Origin of the sequence: Lysinibacillus sphaericus (assembly GCF_015844675.1) — a bacterium.
GTDB classification, from domain to species: Bacteria; Bacillota; Bacilli; order Bacillales_A; family Planococcaceae; genus Lysinibacillus; species Lysinibacillus sphaericus_E.
On record NZ_LDGC01000091.1, the window covers coordinates 20,972 to 45,144 of the forward strand.

24 protein-coding genes are annotated in these 24,173 nt (G+C 37.4%); 17 read left to right on the forward strand and 7 right to left on the reverse strand.

Going from position 1 to position 24,173, the window contains the following annotated elements:
• Positions 1–22: 22 nt before the first annotated feature.
• From ABE34_RS21905 to ABE34_RS21915, 3 genes are all read right to left on the reverse strand, one after another.
• Positions 23–1,744, reverse strand: coding sequence for an ABC transporter permease (locus ABE34_RS21905; RefSeq protein WP_197144559.1), 1,722 nt, complete (start codon positions 1,742–1,744; stop codon positions 23–25).
• A 12-nt stretch (positions 1,745–1,756) separates the two neighbouring features.
• Positions 1,757–2,827 (reverse strand): ABC transporter ATP-binding protein, encoded by a 1,071-nt coding sequence (locus ABE34_RS21910; protein ID WP_197144560.1) that lies wholly within the window; start codon positions 2,825–2,827, stop codon positions 1,757–1,759.
• A 289-nt stretch (positions 2,828–3,116) separates the two neighbouring features.
• Positions 3,117–4,208 (reverse strand): extracellular solute-binding protein, encoded by a 1,092-nt coding sequence (locus ABE34_RS21915; protein ID WP_197144561.1) that lies wholly within the window; start codon positions 4,206–4,208, stop codon positions 3,117–3,119.
• A 559-nt stretch (positions 4,209–4,767) separates the two neighbouring features.
• Here ABE34_RS21915 and ABE34_RS21920 point away from each other — a divergent pair.
• Positions 4,768–5,931, forward strand: coding sequence for a transglutaminase-like domain-containing protein (locus ABE34_RS21920; protein ID WP_197144562.1), 1,164 nt, complete (start codon positions 4,768–4,770; stop codon positions 5,929–5,931).
• A gap of 180 nt (positions 5,932–6,111) precedes the next feature.
• On the opposite strand, the gene ABE34_RS21925 is transcribed toward ABE34_RS21920, so the two are convergent.
• Together ABE34_RS21925 and ABE34_RS21930 are read right to left on the reverse strand one after the other, a co-directional pair.
• Positions 6,112–7,029, reverse strand: coding sequence for an EamA family transporter (locus tag ABE34_RS21925; protein ID WP_197144563.1), 918 nt, complete (start codon positions 7,027–7,029; stop codon positions 6,112–6,114).
• Positions 7,030–7,046: 17 nt separating this feature from the next.
• Positions 7,047–7,610: a GNAT family N-acetyltransferase gene (locus tag ABE34_RS21930; protein ID WP_197144564.1), complete on the reverse strand. Its 564-nt coding sequence runs from the start codon at positions 7,608–7,610 to the stop codon at positions 7,047–7,049.
• A gap of 237 nt (positions 7,611–7,847) precedes the next feature.
• Between ABE34_RS21930 and ABE34_RS21935 the strand changes: the two genes are divergently transcribed.
• The 5 genes from ABE34_RS21935 to ABE34_RS21955 all read left to right on the forward strand — a co-directional run bounded on the left by ABE34_RS21935 (position 7,848) and on the right by ABE34_RS21955 (position 11,355).
• The gene (locus ABE34_RS21935) at positions 7,848–8,795 is read left to right on the forward strand and encodes a carbohydrate kinase family protein (RefSeq protein WP_197144565.1); all 948 of its coding nucleotides are present in this window, start codon (positions 7,848–7,850) and stop codon (positions 8,793–8,795) included.
• Between the two features lie 20 nt (positions 8,796–8,815).
• Positions 8,816–9,247: a protein-tyrosine phosphatase family protein gene (locus tag ABE34_RS21940; protein WP_197144566.1), complete on the forward strand. Its 432-nt coding sequence runs from the start codon at positions 8,816–8,818 to the stop codon at positions 9,245–9,247.
• 235 nt (positions 9,248–9,482) lie between these two features.
• Positions 9,483–9,686 (forward strand): PLD nuclease N-terminal domain-containing protein, encoded by a 204-nt coding sequence (locus ABE34_RS21945; RefSeq protein ID WP_197144567.1) that lies wholly within the window; start codon positions 9,483–9,485, stop codon positions 9,684–9,686.
• Positions 9,683–10,576 carry an ABC transporter ATP-binding protein gene (locus ABE34_RS21950; protein ID WP_197144568.1) on the forward strand — a complete coding sequence of 298 codons (894 nt, stop codon included), beginning with the start codon at positions 9,683–9,685 and terminating at the stop codon, positions 10,574–10,576. Before ABE34_RS21945 ends, ABE34_RS21950 begins: the two co-directional genes overlap by 4 nt.
• The gene (locus tag ABE34_RS21955; RefSeq protein WP_197144569.1) at positions 10,573–11,355 is read left to right on the forward strand and encodes an ABC transporter permease; all 783 of its coding nucleotides are present in this window, start codon (positions 10,573–10,575) and stop codon (positions 11,353–11,355) included. Before ABE34_RS21950 ends, ABE34_RS21955 begins: the two co-directional genes overlap by 4 nt.
• A gap of 255 nt (positions 11,356–11,610) precedes the next feature.
• Here ABE34_RS21955 and ABE34_RS21960 read toward each other — a convergent pair whose 3' ends face one another.
• Positions 11,611–12,330 carry a YetF domain-containing protein gene (locus tag ABE34_RS21960; protein WP_197144570.1) on the reverse strand — a complete coding sequence of 240 codons (720 nt, stop codon included), beginning with the start codon at positions 12,328–12,330 and terminating at the stop codon, positions 11,611–11,613.
• Between the two features lie 114 nt (positions 12,331–12,444).
• On the opposite strand from ABE34_RS21960, the gene ABE34_RS21965 reads away from it, so the two are divergent.
• Positions 12,445–13,647, forward strand: a complete 1,203-nt coding sequence (locus ABE34_RS21965; RefSeq protein WP_197144571.1) for an MFS transporter — start codon at positions 12,445–12,447, stop codon at positions 13,645–13,647.
• A gap of 147 nt (positions 13,648–13,794) precedes the next feature.
• On the opposite strand, the gene ABE34_RS21970 is transcribed toward ABE34_RS21965, so the two are convergent.
• The gene (locus tag ABE34_RS21970; protein WP_197144572.1) at positions 13,795–14,484 is read right to left on the reverse strand and encodes a histidine kinase; all 690 of its coding nucleotides are present in this window, start codon (positions 14,482–14,484) and stop codon (positions 13,795–13,797) included.
• 811 nt (positions 14,485–15,295) lie between these two features.
• Between ABE34_RS21970 and ABE34_RS21975 the strand changes: the two genes are divergently transcribed.
• The 10 genes from ABE34_RS21975 to ABE34_RS22020 all read left to right on the forward strand — a co-directional run bounded on the left by ABE34_RS21975 (position 15,296) and on the right by ABE34_RS22020 (position 23,785).
• Positions 15,296–17,710 carry a Na+/H+ antiporter subunit A gene (locus ABE34_RS21975; RefSeq protein WP_197144573.1) on the forward strand — a complete coding sequence of 805 codons (2,415 nt, stop codon included), beginning with the start codon at positions 15,296–15,298 and terminating at the stop codon, positions 17,708–17,710.
• Positions 17,697–18,119 carry a Na(+)/H(+) antiporter subunit B gene (locus tag ABE34_RS21980; RefSeq protein ID WP_079562760.1) on the forward strand — a complete coding sequence of 141 codons (423 nt, stop codon included), beginning with the start codon at positions 17,697–17,699 and terminating at the stop codon, positions 18,117–18,119. Before ABE34_RS21975 ends, ABE34_RS21980 begins: the two co-directional genes overlap by 14 nt.
• A gap of 3 nt (positions 18,120–18,122) precedes the next feature.
• Positions 18,123–18,461: a Na(+)/H(+) antiporter subunit C gene (locus tag ABE34_RS21985; RefSeq protein ID WP_079562761.1), complete on the forward strand. Its 339-nt coding sequence runs from the start codon at positions 18,123–18,125 to the stop codon at positions 18,459–18,461.
• Complete coding sequence (locus tag ABE34_RS21990; protein WP_197144574.1) at positions 18,454–19,959, forward strand: Na+/H+ antiporter subunit D; 1,506 nt, start codon at positions 18,454–18,456, stop codon at positions 19,957–19,959. Before ABE34_RS21985 ends, ABE34_RS21990 begins: the two co-directional genes overlap by 8 nt.
• Entirely contained in the window at positions 19,959–20,441 is a 483-nt protein-coding gene (locus ABE34_RS21995; protein WP_197144575.1) for a Na+/H+ antiporter subunit E, read from the forward strand. Before ABE34_RS21990 ends, ABE34_RS21995 begins: the two co-directional genes overlap by 1 nt.
• On the forward strand, positions 20,441–20,725 hold the full coding sequence (locus ABE34_RS22000) for a Na(+)/H(+) antiporter subunit F1 (protein ID WP_079562764.1): 285 nt from the start codon (positions 20,441–20,443) through the stop codon (positions 20,723–20,725). Before ABE34_RS21995 ends, ABE34_RS22000 begins: the two co-directional genes overlap by 1 nt.
• A complete protein-coding gene (locus ABE34_RS22005) occupies positions 20,703–21,062 on the forward strand; it encodes a Na+/H+ antiporter subunit G (protein WP_197144576.1) in 360 nt (119 codons plus the stop codon). The genes ABE34_RS22000 and ABE34_RS22005 overlap by 23 nt, the downstream gene beginning before the upstream one ends.
• A 466-nt stretch (positions 21,063–21,528) precedes the next feature.
• The gene (locus tag ABE34_RS22010) at positions 21,529–22,326 is read left to right on the forward strand and encodes a transporter substrate-binding domain-containing protein (protein WP_197144577.1); all 798 of its coding nucleotides are present in this window, start codon (positions 21,529–21,531) and stop codon (positions 22,324–22,326) included.
• 84 nt (positions 22,327–22,410) lie between these two features.
• The gene (locus tag ABE34_RS22015) at positions 22,411–23,070 is read left to right on the forward strand and encodes an ABC transporter permease subunit (RefSeq protein WP_197144578.1); all 660 of its coding nucleotides are present in this window, start codon (positions 22,411–22,413) and stop codon (positions 23,068–23,070) included.
• Positions 23,063–23,785 carry an ATP-binding cassette domain-containing protein gene (locus ABE34_RS22020; RefSeq protein ID WP_197144579.1) on the forward strand — a complete coding sequence of 241 codons (723 nt, stop codon included), beginning with the start codon at positions 23,063–23,065 and terminating at the stop codon, positions 23,783–23,785. Before ABE34_RS22015 ends, ABE34_RS22020 begins: the two co-directional genes overlap by 8 nt.
• The last annotated feature ends 388 nt before the right edge of the window (positions 23,786–24,173 follow it).

Consider the following 24,173-nt stretch of genomic DNA (forward strand, 5'->3'; position numbering starts at 1 on the left):
TTGCCTCCTATTAGATTAGCAGTTATATGGCCGAACCAGCACTGCCTTTAGATAACTTCTCAGAAATAATAAGCACAATTAAAATTAAACAAATTTGTAAGACGCCATATGCACAAGCAGTTCCAAATTTAAATGAATAAAGTTTTTGGAAGATCGCCACTGATAATGGGATGGTCGACGTACTGTAAATAAGAATGGACGCTACGAATTCTCCAAAGCTTTGAACAAGTGCTAGTAACGTACCTGCTAAAATGCCCGTAAATGTAAGGGGAAGTACAATACGTCTAAATGAATACCACCATGTTGCACCTAAACTCCGTGACGCTTCTTCGATAGATTGATCTAATTGAACAAGTGATGCCGATGTCGATCGGAAAACAAGAGGTAAATGTCTAATAAAATAGGCTAACGGCAAAATCCAGAACGTACCGACAAGAACTTGATTAAAGGCGAATATATTTTCTGTACTAAAGGCTGCAATCAAATTGACAGCTACAACCGTTCCTGGCAATGCCCAAGGAACCATAATTAAAATATCGAGTAATGTTTTACCTTTGAAGTTTAAGCGAACCATTGCATAGGCTGCTGCAACACCGAAAATTATGTTGCCGAATGTTGCAACAATCCCCATTTGAATGGAGTTCCAAATCGGTCGCCACGTCCGTTCATCCGTAAAAAGTGCTTGATAATGATCCAATGTATAGTCTGTTGGGAGAATTTGTGTTTTCCATGCACCATCAACGGAAAATGAAATTAAAATAAGCACTAAAATCGGCAAAATTAAAATTAATGTGCCTATGAAAGACGCAATAGTTGCCATAATTTTCATGCCTCTTGAAGACACTTCAGAACGGTGAACACTAACCCCTTTACTGAGATTTTGATAATTTCGACGGTTTTGATACCAGCGCATCACAATTAAAAAGGTAATGGACACAAAGGATAAAATCATAGATTGTGTCGCTGCCATATCTAAATTCCCATTCGTACGAGATAAATAGATTTGCATGGTCATTGTACGTTCGACACCGAACATTAAAGGTGCAGTGTAGGATGCCATAGATATCATAAAGACGAGTAAGGAGGAGGCCACAATCGAAGGTGTTAACATGGGCAAAATAACCTTTGTCCATACCCGAATACGCCCGGCACCTAAACTAGTAGCGGCTTCTTCTAAAGCTGGATCAAGACCTTTTATAGCTGCTGAGGCGGTTAAGTAGAAGTAAGTGTACATAGTGAATGTATGTACTAAGATAACCCCCCATATGCCTTTTAATGAAAAGGGTACTTGCTCTAAACCGAATAGGTGCTGAAACGCACGTGGGAAAATACCACTGTCTCCATACAAAAAAGTAAAGGACAGTACACCTACTAACGGCGGAAGAGCCATAGGTATCAATACTAAAACAGAGAGTATCCGTCTACCTGGGAAATTATAGCGTTCCAGTAGAAATGCCATAGTTACACCGACGATCGCACAACAAATAACACTGATAGCGGATATATATATACTAGTCCACAATGCCTCTATATTTGCTGGGCTAGCTATATTAAAGAAATTTTTATAATTAGAGAGTGCATCATCACCAGAAAAGCTCTCTTTAAACGTTTGATAGAACGGGTATACCACATAGGCAAACAACACTAAAAATAAAGGTGCAACTAAAATATAGACAAACCAGTTCGAGCTAGTTAGACGTGTCCATGCACTTCCTTCAGAAGAACTGTGGTGTGTTTTTTCCATGTTGGTACCCTCCTATTCTCCTAAAAAATACAGTGAATCTTGGGCTATAGTTAGAGTGATTTCTTCACCAATTTTTTTGAATTGACCATTCATATTAATAATCATTACTTTTAGTGAAAAATCTAGACATTCTACAATGTAGTTCACACTAATTCCTGTAAATTCAACAAAAGTGATTTTACCCGTTAATGTGTTTTCACCAGTACCTTCATGAATAGATTCAGGACGAATAGAAATAAACACTTTGTCTCCAATCATATGCGTTAAAGCGGGGGAGCTTTGTTGCTTTCGCCCAGTGAGAACAAGTCCACTCGCTGTTTTTACTTGTAAATCGTTATCGTTAATAGCATCGATTGTCGCCTCAATTAAGTTCGTCTCACCGATAAAATCTGCTACGAAGCGGTTTGAAGGTCGATTGTAAATTTCTTGTGGTGTACCGATTTGTCTGACGTGCCCATTCTCCATGACCATTATCCGATCTGACATAGACATAGCTTCCATTTGATCATGTGTAACATAGATGGTTGTAACACCGAGCTCGGATTGAATACGTTTTATTTCTACGCGGGTTTCTTCACGTAGTTTAGCATCTAAATTTGACAAGGGCTCGTCTAATAATAAAATATCAGGCTCTATGACAAGCGCCCTTGCCAATGCAACTCGTTGCTGCTGCCCACCAGATAACTCATTAATTTTCCGATTACCATATTGCGATAAATGGACAAGTCCTCTAATACGGTCAACTTTTTGCTTAATCTCTGCTTTTGAAAATTTTCGTACTTGTAATCCAAAGGAGATATTTTCGTCTACCGTCATATGTGGAAAGAGGGCATAATTCTGAAACACCATACCAATGTTCCGTTTATTAGGTTGAAGCCTTGTCACATCAAAATCGTCGAAAAGAATTTTCCCGTCAGTCGGGTAATAAAAGCCTGCAATCATCCTGAGAGTTGTCGTTTTCCCACAACCACTTGGACCGAGGAACGTGAAAAATTCACCAGATTTAATATGAAGATCTAAATCTTTTACGCCGTGAATGTGACCGAATTTCTTAGAGACATTTTCTATTTTCACACTTTTCAACTGAAATGCTCCTTTCTCGTTAGAAAATTAGTTGCATGAAGCCTCGAGCGTAATATACTCGAGGCTTAAAGATATGAACAATATTCATAGATGTTGTATGATTAAAAAGACTCTTCACCATAACGTGGGGTTGATTTCCGTTCCTCTATTGCTGATCCCCAAGGAGTCGCCCAGTCGTAACGAAGATCAACTTATATACATGGCATACGTTTTAACAAATGTTATTCCTAAATTTTTGTGAAGAGCCTGTCAGCAACATAGGGCAAGTTCATAACTTTTTAGTCCTCGGTCACTTTTTTCCGCGCCCTTTAATATTGTTATCCCAATGCTCCATCCATTCAGCTTCTTTCTCAGTCATGAGCTTCCAATCTATATCAAAAGTTTTTAAATCTAATTCTTTATACCACTCAGGCATTGCTGCTTTATCGATATCTGAGCGAGTAGGGATTTGATAGTAATCGTTGGCTAGTTGAGTCACCATTCCTTTTTCAAATATGAATTCTGTGAAGAGCTTTGCATTTTCTAAGTTTTTAGCATTGTTCACAACACCAACACCATCAACTAAAATCGGAGCACCACTCTTCGGATAAATGTAATCGAACGGATAATCAGTCGTATATTTCTTTAATAAAATATCTTGCAAATTCCATAAAGAAACGCTGCCTTCTTGTCGTGTCATCTTTAAATAAAGTGCATTTGGATCTTGTGTATATTCCTTCGTGTTGGCATCTAATTTTAACAACCAATCGTAGCCCTTCTCAGGTGAATCTGCGCCTTGACGTAAAATCATAGAGGAGTAAATCGTACGCATCGTCCCAGATGCTAATACACCTCGAATTAAAATTTTATCTTTCCACTTTGGATCTAATAACTCATCCCAATCCTGTGGGCCCGTTTCTTTCTTTAATACATCACTGTTAATCATAATAACTTCGGGTAGTAACATTTCACCAAACCAACGACCTTCTGCATCTTTATAAGCCGCATCAATGGAGTCGTTAAAGCTAGGCTTCCAAGCCTGAAGTAAACCTTCATCGGCGCCGACAGTTAGTGCAGATTGCGTACCGCCCCACCAAAAATCAGCCTGAGGATTAGCCTTTTCACCACGTAGACGTTCTAAAATTTGCTGCGCACCCATCGTTAAAAACTCCACTTCAATGTCCGGGTACTTTTCATTAAACTGATCGATTACTTTTTGCACCATTTCCTCATCGCGCCCTGTATAGATCACAAGCTTTCCAGATGGTTTAGCTGCAACATCGGTCTTTTCAGAACTAGACGTTTTGTCGTTATCTTTTGTAGCAGCCTTGTCATTACTACAAGCAGCTAAGACAACAAGCATCAGCGCAAGTAAAAAACCAAAAATACGTGTTTTCTGCATAATCTTCCCCCTCCCTAATAGTGAAAAACTTACATACTAACAGTATAATCTTTAAACATAGCATTAATGTTAGAATAATTAAAAAATTATGATTGGGTTCATCATAGCTAAATAAATACTAGATAGCAATGGCGTTTAACTTCTTTCAGCGGGTGTCACGGAATCGAAAAGGAGTTCTTTGTGCAGGCACAAAGCTAATTCCGGACGTACTTAGGGGACTTTGAGAATAGATTATCAAAATATGTACGAAAGTGAACAAATATTGATTTTAGTAATTTTGAAGTAAATACCAGGTTTAGATATTGTAGATTTTGTAGGCACTATACCTAATTGGTCTGATTATGTAGAAGTTCTTTATTATGATGAATATATGGATTTGTTTTATTTTGAGAGTAATAAGTTCTCTTAAGTTTTCTGGTTTTTATATTCTAATTATGTATTCTACATTTGATTTCTGCTTTATATAAGGTTAAGGTAAATATCGTTATTTTATTTAAATAATAACAATATTTGACTTAGTTCACTAACTTTAATATACGGATGAAAGAGGATAAAAATTATGAGTAAAACTGTGATAGTTGATTTTTTTTATAAAAATGAACTGTGTGAAAAGCTAGAACTTTGGATGATTATGCCTCCTGCTATTCAATTTAACGAGAATAATGTAAAGCCCCATCAAGTTACAAAGGTTCCAACAGGGGAAAAACTAGGGTACTACATTTTAAACAAAGATCAGAGCTTACATATTAATTATGAAATAGAATTATATAGTACTAAAAATGAAAAGAAGACATTAACGGAAGCAGAAAGAAATTTTTATTTGAGAAATACTATTCTTTCACCCATTAATGCAGAAACTACAAGGTTAGCAAAAGATATTACCAGTCAACAGGAAAATAATTATGAAAAAGCATGTGCTATTTTTCATTATATTGTAGATAATTATCGCTATATTTATCCCCCAAGTAGTAGGGGTGTTAACTCGTTTCTTGAAGTAAAAGAAGGCGATTGTGGAGAATTTTCATTTCTCTTTACTGCATTATGTAGAGCGTTAAATATACCGGCAAGGACAGTAGTTGGAAGCTGGGCGTATGGGGAAATGAATGCCCATGTGTGGAACGAGTTTTTTATAGAAGGTGAAGGTTGGATTTCAGTCGATACAAGTATGGCCTACATACAAAAGAAACGACCATTTAGGCTTTTTGATAGTTCTTTAAAGACGTTACATTGGAAAAAATACTTTGGTAAAGCCGAAGGACAACGAGTTGTTTTTTCTAAAGATACGGAAATAGAGTTATTACCGGAATATAAGAATGATGAAGAACCCTTAACTTTAAATCCCATTCTCATTAATGGGGAGCCTTTTTGTTGGGGACAGCAATCCCTTAACGGAAGTGCTCCTTACTTACAACCTATATATGTGAGATATGAACAAAATGATGATTTATTTCCATTGATAGATACATCACATTTATTTGGAACTTGGAAAATACGAGAACATGGAATAAAGCGTTTTTTAGAACGCCCAAAAGAATTTTTCCTGATTATCGCTATACTAACTATGGCATTAAATTTTATCTTTCCAAACTTCTATTTAGAGGTAACTTATAAAATGACGTTTATTATATTCTTATTATGTTTCATATTAAGAAGAGAGCGTATTATTATTTTTAGCGTTTTTCTATTTGTTATGACTCTATCTCTGTTATCAACCTTAAATTAAGATGTACATAACATTATACTAGGCGATGAAAATGACAATTTTAGACTAAACGAAAACTTAACACACACGCAAATTACGGAGTTCATGTATCGAGCGCTCGGTTTATAAAAGTTCATACAGAAATAAGGGAGGTGTATCAAAAAAATGATACATCTCCCTTTAAAATTTAGACTAAAGTATTTACTTACTATTAGGCTCTAAAGATTTATCCTTTTGTCGTCGCTGCGAAAGTATTGTCGGTAGCATCATACCTAGAATAACCAAAATAATACCCGCTATTTGTAAAAGAGTTAAAGGTTCATGTAAAACAATAACTGAAACAGTTACAGCCACGGGTAACTCGATAGCACTTAAAATAGAGGCAAGAGCTCCTCCCACTTTTGGTACAGCTATAGAGAATAAATAAATCGGCAAAATAATACCGAAGAGCCCCAACGCTAGTCCAAATTTCCATAAACCACCGGCAAATAATTTTCCGTTCCAAAGAACTTCAGGGTTTAGGAAAATACCAATAATGATCAGGGCGACAAAAGAAACAATCAACACGCGTGATGTCGTTGTTATACCCTCCACGTGACGAGAGTTAAATTGGATAAAGCAAGCAAACGTAAAGGCAGCGGCAAAACCTAGTAGCCAGCCTTGAATAGCAATACCGCTTAAATCTACATTTAATACACCAGCCGCTAAAATAGTTCCAGCAAATAATACAATAATAGAAATCACTTCAGTCCGACTTGGTAAACGTTTATGAAGTGCGCAATCTAATAATAAGCCTATCCAAGTGAATTGGAAGAGCATTACTACAGCAAGAGAGGCTGGTAGATACTTTAATGATTCTCCATATACAATCCCTGTAGTACCGGTAAATATCCCGGCACACACTAAAATAAGCAGTCCCTTTTTAGAAAGCTTCGGTAATTGTCTTTGTGTAATTATAAAAATAGTTGCAACAAGCATAAAGCCAATAATATATTGACTCGATACTGCCTCTCCTGTTGTAAAGCCATGCTGCATAGCTACTTTGACTATTGTCGATAGTACACCGTAGCTACTAGAAGCAATGACAATCAAAAGAGGATATATTAAATTCTTTTTCATGTTTTTTATTTCACTTCCTAAAACTGTTTCACCATATGATGAAATGGTTCATCAATGATGGACCATGGCTCTGTAATAACAAAGCCCATACGTTCATAAAGGCGACGAGCGTCCTCTTTTTCTGTTTCAACATTTAATGATAATTTTGTATAACCTCGTTTTTGTGTTTCCTCTAAGGCGAATTGTAATAATAATGTGCCAATTCCTTTACCACGAGCTTCTGGTGCTACACAAACAGTATCAATATAATATTCATCTTCATGAGCTTCTTTATCGATGATGATGGATGGCGCATTTTTCTCCAGAAGCCATTTTACGAGATTTGCATCCATGTGAATGGCTTCGACACCATTATAATAAACAAGAATTCCTAGTACTTGTTCATTCTCAACAGCAACATAAGTATTTAAATAGGAATGTCGATTATCCTCACGCTTGAATAGTACAGTAAGTTCTTGTTCTACAGCTTCAGCTGTCTGTTCTCCTGTTAAACGGTTGGCAATTTCACCAATCGCATCAATAATTAGTGGTATAACGGCATGGGCATCCTGTGGTTGCGCTTGTCGAATTGTAATACTCATTGTCAAAATCCCTACCTTTCTATACGCAAGTATAACAAAGATAAAGGCTGACTCAAGTTTTTGAATTAATGGTGATATTCTGACGGCATCTTTACCGCATTGTTTATCTGCCTGAAAGCAAAGCGACAGCTACAATTATACCAAGCCATATTTGATTATTTTTCCGAAAGTTTAAAACTTTATACGATATCTGATTTCGTGTTAATCTATAAAGACTAGAGTTTCGGGAGGACAACAATGACAAAGGAAGATAAGGATTATATTTTAGTTTATGGAGATGCTTTTATTGACTATATCGCTGATGATGTAACAAATACATCTTTTACTAAATATATGGGTGGTGCGACGGTAAATGTGGCTGCGGGAATTAGCCGTGTCGGCGCTCCATCTGCTTTAATTACGATTACTGGAGACGACGAAGGCTCTCAATTCGTTCGAGATGGTCTTGCACAAGAAGGGGTAAACCTGGATTATGCTGTATTTGACCCTGCGAAGCGTGTTAGCGGTGTCTATGTACACTTAACAGAAGCATGTGAGCGAATTTTTAAAGATTATGTCGATGAGACGCCAGATTTACAAGTAGAAGCAACGCAATTAAACGAAGCAGCTTTTAAACATGCATCTGCTTTAACAGTGTGCTCGGGAACTATGTTCCATCCTACAGCCCTTGAAACAACACGTGCTGCTGTAGAGATGGCAAAAGAAAAAGGCGCCATTATCGCAATGGATGCGAATATTCGCCCTCTACGTTGGAGCAGTGAGCAAGTTTGCCGTGAAACGATCACGTCATTTTTTGAGCAAGTAGATGTTTTAAAGGTTACGGATGAAGAATTATTTTTCCTGACAGAAACAACTAGCTTGGAAGAGGGAATTGAGCAATTAAACAGCTATTTAGTGCCTATTATTTTAGTAACAGTAGGGGAAAATGGCACTTATGCGGTATTAAATGGTGAAATTATCCATGTACCGACAGAAAAGGTTGTGCCAGTAGATACTACAGGTGCTGGAGATGCATTTATGGCTGGTGTATTACGCGATGTTCATTACAATGGTTTACCTACAACAGAGGAAGAACTTGTTCGTTGTGCAAGTTTTGGCAATAAGCTAGGTGCTTTAGCAGCTACTAAAGCAGGGGCATTAACAGCTCTTCCATACTTTGATGATATTAAGCATTTACTTAAATAGTCGTTTGGAGTGTGCATACAATGGAGAAAAATTACGATGTATTAGTGAAGAATCGATTATTCTTTGGCGGTGCGAAAGATGCAGATGTAGCTTTTGAACAAGAAACGGTGGATATTGTGATTGATGTTCGGGTAAACGGTTTATCTAATGAGGAACAGGAAGAGGCTTCATATGTGTACAAGCATATGCCAATTGCTGATGAGGACATAGAAGTAGCACCATCTATTCAAAACGTTGCGAAAGAAATTGTTGCTGCCTATGAGAGTGGGCAGAAAGTGTACTTCCATTGCGGAAGCGGGGGAGGTCGCGCAGGAGTGGCAGCCACTGCTGTACTAATGGAGCTTGGCATGGCGGAATCTCTAGAGGAAGCGAAAGTAGCTGTAAAGAACGCGCGTCCACAAGTAACAATTCGACCAAAAATGGCAGATGCTTTGCAGAAGTTATATAAATAAATGAGAAGGTGTACCGGATTTTGGTACATCTTCTTTTTTAGTTAGTAGATAAAGTATAAATGTTGGGGGATAACTACTGAAAGTATTCCGATAAAGTTAAAAAGTTGGATGACATTTGTTAAAACGTATGTCATGTGCATAGTTTGAACATTCTCAACATACATAAAATTGTGCTATGCACATTAGAATGGTTTTTTTGTTATAGTAATAATATAACAAAAGTGAGGTGATCTCTATGATGGAGGAGTTAGCGGAAGTTCCATGGGCAGTCATAGCACCACTAATTGTCGTTCAATTTATTTTAATGATTATAGCTCTAGTGGATTTACGAAAAATCCATACAACAAATGGGCCTAAAATTTTATGGGTGTTTCTTATCATTTTTACTAGTTATCTTGGTTCGATTGCGTACTTTATAGTGGGGAGAAAACAATCATGACAATATTACTTCAGGTAACAGGACTTACAAAGCAATTTGCAGAGAGAGTAGTTGTGGACGGAGTGGAGTTCACATTAGAAAAAAACACATCGACAGCTTTAATTGGACCTAATGGCGCTGGTAAAACAACGACATTATCGATGCTAACAGGGTTATTAAAACCATCCTCTGGAAGTGTGAAAATGCTGGATGGTAATTTAAGAGCTAATATTGGTTTCTTGCCGCAATATCCACAATTCCATCCGTGGTTAAGTGCGTTAGAGTTTACTGAAATGGCTGCAAAGTTAAATGGTGTGCCTGCAAAAAAAGCAATAGTAGAGGCACAAAAAACACTTGAGTTTGTAGGACTAGGTAATGATGTAAATAAAAAAATTGCTACATTTTCTGGTGGCATGAAGCAACGGCTTGGCATTTCCCAGGCAATTGTGCATAAGCCTAAATTACTGTTATTGGATGAACCTGTGTCTGCATTGGATCCGGTAGGTCGTAGAGAAGTTCTTGATTTGTTAAAGGGCTTACAACAAGAAACAACTATTTTATATTCAACACATATTTTAAATGATGCCGAAGAGATGACCGATCAATTATTATTTTTACGCGATGGGAAGTTAGTAGAACAGGGGACATTACGTGAAGTTCGACAACGTTTCGATGAACCAAATTATGTTGTAGAATTTAGCGATGAAAACGAGGCAAATCTTTTTGCCAGTCAATCTGAACTTGTTTGGGAAGCAAAGGGGCGTAATGTATATATAGAAATTATTGATGAAAAGCCGAGTATGCAAGAGCTCCTTCAATATTTAAGTAGTAGTCCTTATAAAATACGAAAAGTGGAGCGACAAACAGCATCACTTGAAGAGATTTTCATGAAGGTGGCGAGAAAAATATGAGAGGATTTACTGTACTTCTGCAAAAGGAATTCAGAGAAGCTTGGCGAAGTTGGAAGTTTTTATGGATACCTCTTGTATTTGCATTGCTCGGTATGAGTGATCCACTAACAAACTATTACATGATGGATATTTTAAATGCTGTTGGTAATGTACCAGAAGGCTTTGAAATGTTGATGCCGGAATTAATGCCAGTTGACCTATTACAAGCTTCCATTGGGCAATTTCAAACGATAGGTTTACTCGTATTAATGGCCTCTTTTGTAGGAGCTATTAGTAAAGAAAGAGCAAGTGGGATGGCTACTTTATTGTATGTGCGTCCTATATCGTTCGGCGCTTATTTTATGAGTAAATTTATCATCATGAGTACTATTAGCTTTATTAGTATTTTAGCTGGTTTTGCTGCGAGTGTGTACTATACGGTCGTGCTTTATGGGACATTTGAGATCGGGCCGCTTGTAGCAAGTTTTTTCACGTATTTTTCTTGGTTACTCTTTGTGATAGCAATGACATTAATGATGAGTGCGACTTTTAAAACAGTGGTAGCAACAGCATGTGCTTTCGCTGTCATATTCATTGGGCAAATAGTGGATGCTTTAATAGGTGCATTTTGGACAATATCACCGTGGAAATTACCGGTATATGGCGTTCAATTAATGAGGGGGACGATGGAGATGTCGGATTATTGGTGGAGTCTATCTATTACATTAGTGATCACGATAATTTGTATGAGCATTGGAGCTTTGACGATGAAGAAAAACGCACCGATGACAAAAATTTAACTTCTTTCAGCGGATGTCCAAACACCGGTTGGAATAGAGGGGCACAGTCTAAAAACGAAAATGACTGATCGAAGCGGCCCTCGAGAACTCCATGTCTGTACTTAGTTTTTAAATAGCTTAATTATATTCATGAGCATCAACTTGCTAGATATTTATCGGGTTGGTGTTTTTTTAGGTAACGTCGCCTCGAAAACGAATCGGCATTTTTAGCCGTTAGATATTGTAAAAATAGATAAAACAAGACGAGACAAGCTGTTAAGGGCTTGATCGTCTTGCTTTATCCTTCAAGCTTATATATAAGGAGCCGTTTGCCTGAACTTGGGCAAAAAAGACATCTGTAACGGATTGAACATTTTGTTTTTTTAACTTCTTCATAAGCCATTCTTCCGTCAACTCAAGTTCAACTAAGTTTTCATAAATAATTTGCCCATCTGAAGCAACTTCTGTTGGAATATAAGTTGGTGGTGTTACATCGGCCTTTACATCTTGCTTCGTAGCCGGTTGTTCAGCAGGCTTTGGTAGCACACTAAGTTTACCGGTAGTTTCAAGTAGTGCATATTGCACATCTTGAACAGAGAATACAGCTTGTTCTCGTAGCATCATTGTTAACTCATCCATATGCAAACGATTTTTCCTTAAGGCAGATTCTAGAATAAGTCCATTTTGAATAAGGATTGTTGGCTTATCATCAACAATTACACGAGCTCTTTTAGATTTAATAGTAAGGATAGTCATCAAATAAGTTAAAACACCCCACCAAATTAATGCAATAAGTCCATCTAAAAATGGTGTTTCTGCCTGTGCTGCTATTTCAGAAGCAATCGAACCAAATGTGATACCTGTCGTATAGTGGAAAAATGTAAGCTGACCAAGCTGTTTTTTCCCAAGAATTCGGGCTACCATTAGTAGTGCGAAAAAAGAAAGTGTTGCTCTAAGTATCATTTCCCAAAAATGAGCGTGAAAAAAATCATCCATACATAAATCAACTCCTTAAACTGCTATTGAAAATAGCTTGTGCAAAAAGGTCAATAGTATGCGACAATCATTTGTAACCAAATTTTGAGATAATTTAAAAAGTGAGGTGGCAGCATGAAACAAGTTGGAAATTTTAATAACCCAGTATATCCAATTATGATAGCAATAGGTATTGCCCATCTTATCAATGATACGATGCAAGCTGTTATACCAGCGATGTTCCCAATATTGAAGAGTGATTTAGGGCTAACTTTCACACAAATAGGTCTTATTTCGTTCGCATTAAATATGTTTGCCTCTGCCCTGCAACCGGTTGTAGGTTTTGTTAGCGATAAAAAGCCGATGCCCTATGCATTACCAATTGGTATGATTAGTTCTTTTATTGGCATAGCCATTATAGCGTTCACATCCCAATATTGGATAATAATTATTGCAGTATTATTTTTAGGGTTTGGCTCAGCTATTTTCCATCCTGAGGGTTCACGTGTTTCATTTATGGCAGCAGGCTCAAAAAGAGGGCTTGCTCAATCGATTTATCAAGTCGGAGGTAACTCTGGGCAAGCACTAGCGCCATTAATTAGCGCTTATGTTTTCGCTATCTTTGGACAACGTGGTGCAGCAATGGTCTTAGTAGTAGCAGCAATAGGTATTCTACTATTAAGTAAAATTGCAAAGTGGTATAAGAAGCAGTTGGAGCAAGAACGTATAGCAAAGAAAAAGCGAGTATTAGTTTCTAACTTGCCTCCGTTAACGAAGAAACAAGTAGGCATTGCGTTGACGTTACTATTTATTATTATTTTTGCGAGATCATTTTATACTACTAATATTACAAGTTTTTATGTGTTTTATTTAATGGATCATTATGGGGTTAGCCTTCAACTAGGCCAAGTTTTAATATTCACCTTTATGGCATTTGGCGTTATTGGTACATTTTTCGGGGGTTCATTATCAGATCGTATTGGTAGAAAAAATGTTATTTTACTGTCCGTTGTTGTACCGATGCCATTTTGTTTAGCGTTGCCATATGTACCTTTATGGGCAGCCATTATATTTTTAGTAATTATCGGTACACTCATTATGATTAGCTTCTCGGTAACGGTGGTTTACGCACAGGAGCTTGTTCCGACAAAAATTGGTACAATGGCTGGTTTAACAACTGGCTTTGCTTTCGGAATGGGGGCAATAGGTGCGATGGTCATTGGTGTATTGATGGATCATAGTGGGATTGATTTTACGATGATGGTTGTATCATTGCTACCATTATTATTACTAGTAGCCTTTTTCTTACCTAAGGATAAGCCGGTTTATGCGGTGTAACAATCAGGTAAGAGTGAGAGATAAAAACGCTACTCCTAATTGCATAAAGCTGTATGTTAATTTTTTGAAAAGAGCATCGAAACAGTCTGTTTTCCCCCAAGGTAGATAAACTAAAACGCGTTCTCAAATTAGAGAAACGCGTTTTTATTATTGACGTAATGGTGATAAAAATTCAGAAGGAAGTTTTCCCTTATCTAGTATATAGCCCTCTGATATGTGAACTTCATGCATTTTATCATTGTAAGTGAATTTAAAAATACCATTATCAAAGTCAGTACCAATCTCTTTGAAGAATATCCCTTCAATGGATACATATTTAGGACATGTAAATGCTACTTTTAAGTCTCCATGTTCTTGAATTAAATAAGCACGTACACCTTTCTCATATGTATCGTTTGCATCATCATCGTCAGTTGGACGTTGGACAGCCACGATGTGAAAATCAACGAAAGGAACCTCTTTTAATAAAACATTTAGGAAAGAACCTTTTGTAATCTCTTCCCAGCGGCTTTGTGCGCTTTGGCCTACGATAATTTGAGAAATTCCGTAATTTTTTGCCACTTCTGCAATAACTTTTTGTATTGGACGCTTTTCATTATCTTGTAATATGAACTCTTCAATTTCAAGCTCATCAGATAACTTTTTCCATTGCTCAATGTAGCTAGACTTCTCTGCGTCAAAGGCATCAAGGGGTTGCGAATCGACTGAAAGGATATAGAGTGGACAATCTAGCATTGTAGCCATTTTATGACCGCGTCGTATTAATCGCTCGCCGTTAAGCCCATAGTAAACACAAACTAATATACTTTCGTCTAAACGCCCTTTTACATGCTTCATAAAAATTAACACCTCTTATCATGTTGTTATTTTGTTAATTCTACTGTCGATTTTGAAAAAAATATCCTAAAACAGCTAAAATCGATGCTGATACAGTGCATTATGCTCATTTATATTGTATACTAAAAAACGTATAAAAGTTAATGACAATATATCGGGAAAACCTTGAGAAAACTGGGTTATCTTTATACTTTACAGTTATTTGATTTATGCATTTCGTGCATTTAAACCAATTGCCTCTATATGCCACACTATTATGCAGTTAGTTAAATAGATAGTCAAGTGACTTGGTACGCCATTGTGTGTGTACATATTATCTCGTTTAAAAATCATGCCATTCTCTATAGGATTAAGGCGATATTGGTTATTTTGGCTTCTCAGGATGAAGCTAAATAGCTAAAAAAGTTCCCCAGGTTTTATGCAGTGCTACCATCAAAAGCTTCTTTCTGCATAAAGTATGTGTTGAATGTTGAATGATCTAGATTATTATTACAACACATACCGCTTACTTTCCAATTCAAGTTTATTACGTGAAAAAATCAAATTTCAAGAAAATTTCTGATATGTTATTTAGCTTTATTGATCTTATATCTTCCTGGTGGGAGGCAAAAAGGCTTAACTTTTTTTCAGTGTAAACGTTTGCTGAATAAAGTTAGAGTCTCCAGCAATTGCTATAGAATTTTTGTGTTCGAAATAAAGTATAAACAGTAGTAACTTCAGTAGAATTGGGAATACTTTATTATCGGTTATCACAGTTTTTCGCACTATAGTAAACAGTTGCTGAACGAAATTGATAGTAGGAGGTTTTCACTTGGTTACAGTTCTCATTGCGATACTTTTACCATTTGTTTGTGCTGCGCTTATTCCACTACTCTATAGGCGACTAAGGCGTGTTGCACATCTTGGCTGGTTTGTTTTATCCGTTCCATTCATCCTATTTCTTTTACTCGCGCGCTATATTCCTCAAGTTGCCGAGGGTAAAACGTTTATTCATACATATGAGTGGATTCCCTCTTTTAATATAAATTTAACAACTTACCTCGACGGACTCAGTATGATTTTTGGCTTGCTGATTACGGGTGTAGGTAGTTTAGTCATTTTATATTCTATATTTTATTTATCAACGAAAGAATCTCTTCACCATTTTTACTGCTATTTATTACTATTCATGGGTGCAATGCTTGGCGTCGTCTTTTCAGATAATCTAATGGTATTATACACATTTTGGGAGCTAACAAGTGTGTCATCATTCCTGTTAATTGCATTTTGGCATCATCGAAAAGCATCTCGTGCTGGTGCAAGAAAAGCGATGACTATTACCGTTTTTGGTGGCCTTTCAATGCTTGCAGGCTTTTTGATGCTGTATGTAGCATCGGGTACATTTAGTATTCGTGAAATCGTAGCCGACGTAGAGGTTATACGAGATCATACACTGTTTATTCCAGCGTTAATCCTTATTCTAATCGGTGCATTTACAAAATCTGCACAGTTTCCTTTCCATATTTGGCTTCCTGATGCGATGGAGGCGCCAACTCCTGTCAGTGCTTACTTACACTCGGCAACAATGGTAAAGGCCGGAATTTATTTAGTTGCACGTTTTTCTCCAGTGTTTGGAGGAGAGGCAGTTTGGTTCTGGCTAGTCAGTGTAATTGGCCTTATAACGTTGTTCTGGGGCTCATTTAATGCTGTGCGGCAAACAGATTTAAAGGCGTTACTGGCCTTTTCAACGGTTAGTCAGCTCGGTTTGATTATGAGTTTATTTGGACTAGGATCAGTAGCACATTATTACGGCTATGCTGCAGATACTGTTCTTTACACGCAGGCAAGCTTTGCGGCGTTGTTTCATCTTATTAATCACTCCACGTTCAAAGGTGCACTTTTCATGATGGTCGGTATTGTCGATCATGAGGTGGGTACACGTGATATTCGCCGTCTTGGAGGGTTAATGGCCTTAATGCCTTTAACTTTCACCATTGCAGTTATTGGTGGATTTTCTATGGCTGGCTTACCTCCATTTAACGGTTTCTTAAGTAAGGAAATGTTTTTCGCTGCAGCATTAACTATTCGCAATGTAGAGGCATTTTCAATTTCTGATTTGGGACTATTATTTCCAATAGTGGCATGGGTGGCAAGTATCTTTACATTTGTTTACTGTATGATTTTAATTAGTCGAACGTTTTTCGGAAAACTACAGCTTGATAAGTTGGATAAAAAACCGCATGAGGCTCCGTTAGGTATGCTACTTTCGCCAATCATTTTGTGCGTCTTTGTAGTTGGGATTTTCTTCTTCCCAAATGTGCTAGGGCATTATATTTTAGAGCCTGCTATGGCAAGTATTTATCCAGCATTCCCGTCGACTAGTGAATTAACACCACATATTCATGCTTGGCATGGCATTAATGCTGAATTGTTAATGACTGTTGGTGTCGTTATTATAGGGATTATTTTATTTAAAACGTTAAAAAGCTGGAAGCCTTTGTATCGGATATTCCCGCAAAGATATACGTTTAATATGTATTACAATCGTTTGATTGAGTTTGGTGAAAATAGTTCTTCAAAGCTTACGAATCGTTATATGACAGGTAATTTAACACATTATTTTGTCTATATATATGTATTCTTTGTTGCCCTTATCGCAGGCTATTTTATATGGTCGGATGCTATTGCCTTTAATTTTGCGAAGGATTCCGCAATTGAGTCCTATGAGCTCATTTTAGTGTTTGTCATGATGTTTGCTGCCGTATGGATAATTTTTGCTAAGGGACGCGTAACAGCAATGTTATTAAATGGCGTACTTGGCTATTCAATCGCATTTTTCTTTGTGATTTTCCGTGCGCCGGATTTAGCATTAACGCAACTAGTCGTTGAATCTGTGACAACCGCTTTATTCCTTCTATGCTTTAAATATTTACCTGATTTAATGCCTGAAGCCTCCCGCAAAAAAATGCAATGGTCTAAGGTCATTATATCCATTTTCGTTGGCGCCACAGTTACATTAGTAGGCTTAGCGGTTGTTCATTTCGATCGCTTTGAGCCAGTTTCTACTTACTTCAATGATTCCTACAAACTGGCTGGGGGTTCAAATATCGTCAACACCATATTAGGCGATTTCCGTGCGTTTGATACGATGCTAGAAGTTGTCGTCCTTCTGATTGCTGGCTTAGGAGTGTATACATTAACGAAGCTAAAGCCACGAAAGGAGGAAACGGACCATGAAAATCAATGACGTCATTTTACGAACTGTCACAAAGACAGTCGTATTCATAATTTTAACCCTTGGTATTTATTTATTCTTTGCAGGCCATCATGCTCCAGGTGGAGGTTTTATAGGTGGTCTAGTGCTAGCCTCCGGCATTGTTCTACTATATTTAGCGTATGACATTGAAACAGTGCATAAAGGGATGCCTTTTGATTTTAAAAAAGTTGCTGCGCTTGGCGTATTACTTGCGACGGGCACAGCAATTGGCTCACTATTTTTTGATGCTCCGTTTTTAACGCAGACACATAGCTATATAAATGTACCGATATTCGGGAAGATGGGCTTTTCGACAGTAACCATTTTCGAGGCTGGCGTGGCTTTAACAGTAGTTGGTGTTGTAGTCACAATTATTTTAAGTATAAGTGAGGATGAGTAGCCAATGGAGTCTTTAATACTAGTGTTAGTTGGTGTATTAGTAGCTGTTGCGACGTACTTAATCCTCTCGAAACAGTTATTACGTGTGATTTTAGGAACGGCGGTATTATCGCATGCAGCGCATTTACTGATTTTAACGATGGGTGGACTAAAGAAGGGGAATGTACCACTTTTAGAGGAATCAGAAGGTCCTTACACAGATGCTCTGCCGCAAGCTTTGATTTTAACTGCAATCGTGATTAGCTTTGCGGTGACGGCGTTTGTGCTTGTTCTCGGTTACCGAGCTTATAAAACGAACGGTTCGGCGAATTTTGATGAATTGAGAGGTACGCCGGATGAGTAATATGATTGTTTTACCATTAATTGTGCCGGTTATTACGGCCATTTTACTTGTGTTTTTACGTGACAATGTATTTTTGCAGCGCATCATTAGTTTGGTGACATTAAGCTTTGTTGCCTTTATTAGTGTCATTTTATTGCTAGAGATTCAAAAACAGGGTGTAATGCGTATTGATTTTAGTGGCTGGGCACCGCCATTCGGCATTTTATTTGTTGCTGATTCGTTCGCAATGCTTCTCGTATTAGTGGCGAATATTGTCGCAGCCATTTGTCTGTTATACGCCATTTTTACAATCGGTAAGAGCTTTGAAAAGATGTACTTTTATCCGTTTGTCCTACTTATGGTGGCGGGTGTGAATGGCTCATTTCTAACAGGGGATATTTTTAACTTGTTTGTATGCTTTGAGGTGATGTTACTTGCTTCTTATGCACTTATTAGTTTAGGCGGCGAGAAAGTTCAGCTGCGAGAGGCATTAAAATATGTCCTTATTAATATTGTCGCATCTTGGATTTTCCTAGTGGCATTAGCTTTTTTATATGGAACCGTTGGAACGTTGAATATGGCACATATTTCAGTCCGCGTGATGGAGTTAGGAGCTGATCCACTGATCACGACTGTGGCTCTTATTTTCTTAATTGTCTTTAGCTTGAAGGCTGGCCTATTATTATTTTTCTGGCTTCCAGGCTCATACAGTGCACCTCCAACAGCTATAGCGGCCCTTTTTGCAGCATTATTAACAAAGGTTGGAATTTATGCGCTCGTCCGTACTTTTACATTACTTTTCCCGAATAATACTGAAGTGACTCATATGATACTAGGAATTATGGCGGGACTGACGATTATTGCTGGATGTATGGGAGCACTAGCAGGACGAGATGTAAGAACAATTGCCTCGTATAATGTCCTTATTGGTGTCGGCTTTATAGTAGCTGGTCTAGCGATCGGTACCGAGTCTGCCTTACAGGGCGTAACATACTATTTGATGCACGATATGGTAGCTAAGGCCATGCTGTTTTTAGCAGTTGGCATGATGATGTATGTTACTGGCGAAACGGTTATTGATAAAATGAGTGGGCTTATTCGAAATTACCCTCTTTTTGGCTGGTTATTCTTTATTGTCATGTGTTCCCTTGCGGGGATACCACCATTGAGTGGCTTTTTAGGGAAGGTTTTAATAGGACAAGGAGCTATTGAGGGCGGTAATTTTGTTCTATTAGGGCTAGGATTTTTATCTAGTTTAATTGTTTTGTATTCATTATTACGAATATTTCTTTCCTCATTCTTTGGAGAAACGATTATTAGTCTAGAGGATGAAAAGCCGTTACCAAAGCGTATGGTTTTACCATTAACATTGTTGGCAGCTTGTACGATTGCTTTAGGAATTGGAGCTGAGTGGATGGCTCCGTATGTAACAGATGCGGCAGAGACGCTCTATACGCCATCAATCTATATTGATGCAGTACTAGATGGCACAACATGGCAAGGTGAGGTGAATGAATAATGGCGATGCAATTTATCCTGAATTTATTTATCGCAACACTTTGGCTCTTGTTACAGGATGAAGTGGTACCACAGTTTTCGACATTTGTAATGGGGTTTATCGTCGGAATAGGGATTTTATATGCGATGCACCGCTTTTACGGCACACAATTTTATTTACGACGTGTGTTTTCAATCATTAAATTATTATGGCTCTTTAATTGGGAGCTACTATTATCGAGTTACAGTGTATTAAGACAAATTACGACGCCGAAGCTCACTATAACTCCTGGAATATTTACGTATAAAACAGCGCTAAAAGGAGATTGGGAAATAACAGCTCTTGCATTGTTGCTCACGCTGACTCCAGGTTCAGTCGTTATGGAAGTTTCTGAAGAGGGAGATATGTTTTATATTCATGCAATGGATATTGAACAATCGAAAGAAGCTGTCATTCGTTCAATAGGAAAATTTGAACAAGCGATCATGGAGGTGACACGTTAATGATTGATAAAATTTTACTTTTGGCTCTTGCATTATTCAGTGTATCGATTGCGTTGTCGCTATTTCGTGTGATTCGAGGCCCTTCGTTGCCTGACCGTGCTATTGCACTTGATACAATAGGTGTTAATCTACTTTCAGCGATCGCTATCGTCTCTATTATTTTGAAAACAAAGGCGTATTTAGAGGCGATATTAATATTAGGGATTCTAGCTTTTATCGGCACGATTGCATTTACGAAATATATTGAAAGAGGTGTGATTGTTGAACGTAAATCAAATGATTGAATGGGCGGCAGTTATACTTATATTGATTGGCTCCATTGTAAGTGTTATTAGTGCATTTGGGATGATTCGTTTGCCGGACGTATACACGCGTTCACATGCTGCAACGAAAAGTTCGACATTGTCGGTCCTAACATGTCTATTAGGCACATTTATTTACTTTTGGGTTCATGATGGATATGTTAGTGTACGTTTAATATTAGGAATTGGCTTCGTTTTTGTAACAGCTCCTGTAGCTGGACATTTAATATGTCGTGCTGCGTATCGATCTCGCGTACCTTTAGCAGAAGGGTCCGGAGAGGATGAGCTAAAGGAAAAGTTATTTGCAGATGAAAAATGAAATAAGTGGCAAACCTCTAAAGGCATCAATGTGAATCAATCAATAAAGGTTGATTCCACTCCGAGTGGACGCTTCTCTCGGGCTTGGCTCTAGCTTATTCCGCAGAAGTAGCGTTAGTTAATAATCTGAGACTCCATTTTTGGGGTCTTTTTTTGTTAAAACATACGCCATGTATAGTTGTTGGGAGTACAAGTGAAGCGTCCAGCTGGAACGGAAATCATTCCTACGTTATGATGAGGAACTAATTTTGTTATGGGGAAAATCTAAATGGATTGATTTTTCGGAAAATTATGTATATAATATTTTATCGGGAAATTTTCAGATTAGCTTGATTATTACTTCGAAAGAGTATATCTTATTAGCAGATAGATATTTATTCTCTGTAGTGAATAAATATCCATTCGCTTATTTTCAAGAACAAGAGTTTTATAGACAATAAAACATAAATAAAAGGAGATTGTTGAATATGAAAAACAAATTTTTCATGCTTATGCTCGTGCTAGTAATTGCTGTCCTAGCAGCATGTGGCGCAAAAGATGATAAGGCAAGCGATAAAGATTCAAATGCTAACGAAGGCACAGAACAAAAGCAAGTATTAAAAGTAGGTACTTCATCTGATTATGCACCATTTGAGTATGTTGATGCTGCAAAAGGTGATGATATTATTGGTTTTGATATTGATTTAATTAAATTAGTTGGTGAAAAGATTGGTGCAGAAATAGAAGTTCAAGATATCGACTTCAATAGTCTAGTACCAGCTCTACAAGCCGGAAAAATTGATATTGTTATCTCTGGTATGTCACCTAATGAAGAACGTGAAAAAGTTGTAGATTTCTCTGAAAAATATAATCAAACAGAGCAAGTGTTTATCGTGAAAAAGGATAGCGGTATTAAAAAAGAGGCTGATTTAGCTGGTAAAAAGATTGGTGTTCAAAACGCTTCTATCCAAGAAACTTTAGGAAATAAAATTGCTAAAGAAGTAGATGCCACTGTTGAAGGTCGTACTCGAATTCCTGAAATTGTTCAAGACATGATGTCTAAGCGTTTAGATGCTGGGATTGTAGAAAGTGGCGTAGCAAAAGGCTATCTTGATACGAACGATAAACTAGAAGCGTTCCCTGTTAAAGAGCAACCTGAAGACTTTAAAGCAATCGCTGTTCCAAAAGGTAGCGATCTTAAGGATAAAATTAACAAAGCATTAAAAGAATTAGCTGCTGAAGGTAAAATTCAAGAGCTAGAAGAAAAATGGTTAAAAGTTAAATAAGTAAGTTTACTGCGATAGTTCTATCTCGAGCTATCGCTTATATCTTTCATTTCCTGAAAAAAGAACAAGAAAGGAGGGGGCACTGTGAATTTAGATTTTACAGCTATCATTCCCTCTATTCCTTATATATTAAAAGGGATAGGTGTTACACTTCAAATTGCAATCGGTGCATCAATCATCGGTTTTATAGTTGGTATATTACTAGCGTTATGCAAAATTGGTAAAGTGAGTGTTTTACGTTGGTTTGCAGATTTTTATACATCAATTTTCCGTGGTACACCGCTCGTACTACAATTAATGATTATCTATTATGCAGTGCCACAATTATTAGATATTCAAATTGATCCAGTTCCAACGGCTATTATTGCATTCGGTTTAAACTCAGGTGCTTATATTTCAGAAATCATTCGCGCAGGTATTAATGCGGTTGATAAAGGACAGATGGAAGCGGCACAAGCGCTAGGTATTCCATATGCAAAAATGATGAAAGATATTATTATCCCACAAGCCGTGAAAAACATTTTACCATCTTTAGTGAATGAGTTTATTACATTAAATAAAGAAACGGCTGTCGTGACGGTTATTAGTGCACTTGATATTATGCGCCGTGCTTACATTGTAGGTGGTTCAACATATCGCTATCTTGAGCCATTACTATTTGCAGGTGTAATCTACTACATTATGACGCTTGTATTAACGTTCCTTGGTAGACGAATTGAGAAAGGAATGAGAAGAAGTGATTAAAATTGAAGATTTACACAAATCATATGGACAAAACGAAGTACTAAAGGGTATTTCAACAGAAGTTAAAGAAAAAGAAGTAATTGCTATTATTGGTCCATCAGGGTCTGGTAAATCAACATTCCTGCGCTGCTTAAATTTATTAGAAGAACCAACGAGTGGAAAGATTACAATTGCGGGTGACGTTCTAACGGACAAAGGGACAAACATTATGAAAATCCGTGAAGAAGTCGGCATGGTATTTCAACATTTTCATCTTTTCCCTCATAAAACGGTACTTGAAAATTTAACATACGCACCGATTAATGTGAAAGGAATGGATAAGACAGCGGCTATCAAAAAGGCTGAAGATTTATTAACGAAAGTAGGCTTATTTGAAAAGCGCAATGAATATCCAAGCCGTCTATCAGGAGGACAGAAGCAACGTGTTGCTATTGCCCGAGCACTAGCAATGGATCCAAAAGTAATGTTATTTGACGAGCCTACTTCTGCTCTTGACCCTGAAATGGTAAAAGAGGTATTAGCCGTTATGAAAAATCTTGCTGATACAGGTATGACGATGTTAATCGTTACGCATGAGATGGGCTTTGCACGAGAAGTGGCTGACCGTATATTATTCCTTGATGGCGGAAAGTTAATTGAGGACGCATCACCAGAACAGTTTTTCGCATCACCATCTACACAGCGTGCGAAAGATTTTTTAGAAAAAGTATTATAAACGAGAAAACGCATTTAGACTTCCTTTGAGGAGTATCTAAATGCGTTTTTGTTTACTTAAGTTCATTTATTGATGTATCCATACATGGAGGTCTCTCTGTAGAAAAAGTAGCTAGTCAGATTTTTATTTTAAGTTACTCTTTTTGTTCAATCTAATGATTTTATGTGTATGTGCTTACAATTACTTTGTTTTATGCTTATAATAGGAGGGTCAGATTTTTATCTTCATTCAGTCTAAGAACGCCATTTCCTGTGGCGATGACTGAGTGACCAATATCACGTTGGCCCAAAGCCTCCGGTGGATGTCACGGATTTTCAAAGGAATGAATTGTGCTTACACAATTCGAAATCCGGACGCATTGTTTATCTGTAGCGAAAGCAAAACGAAG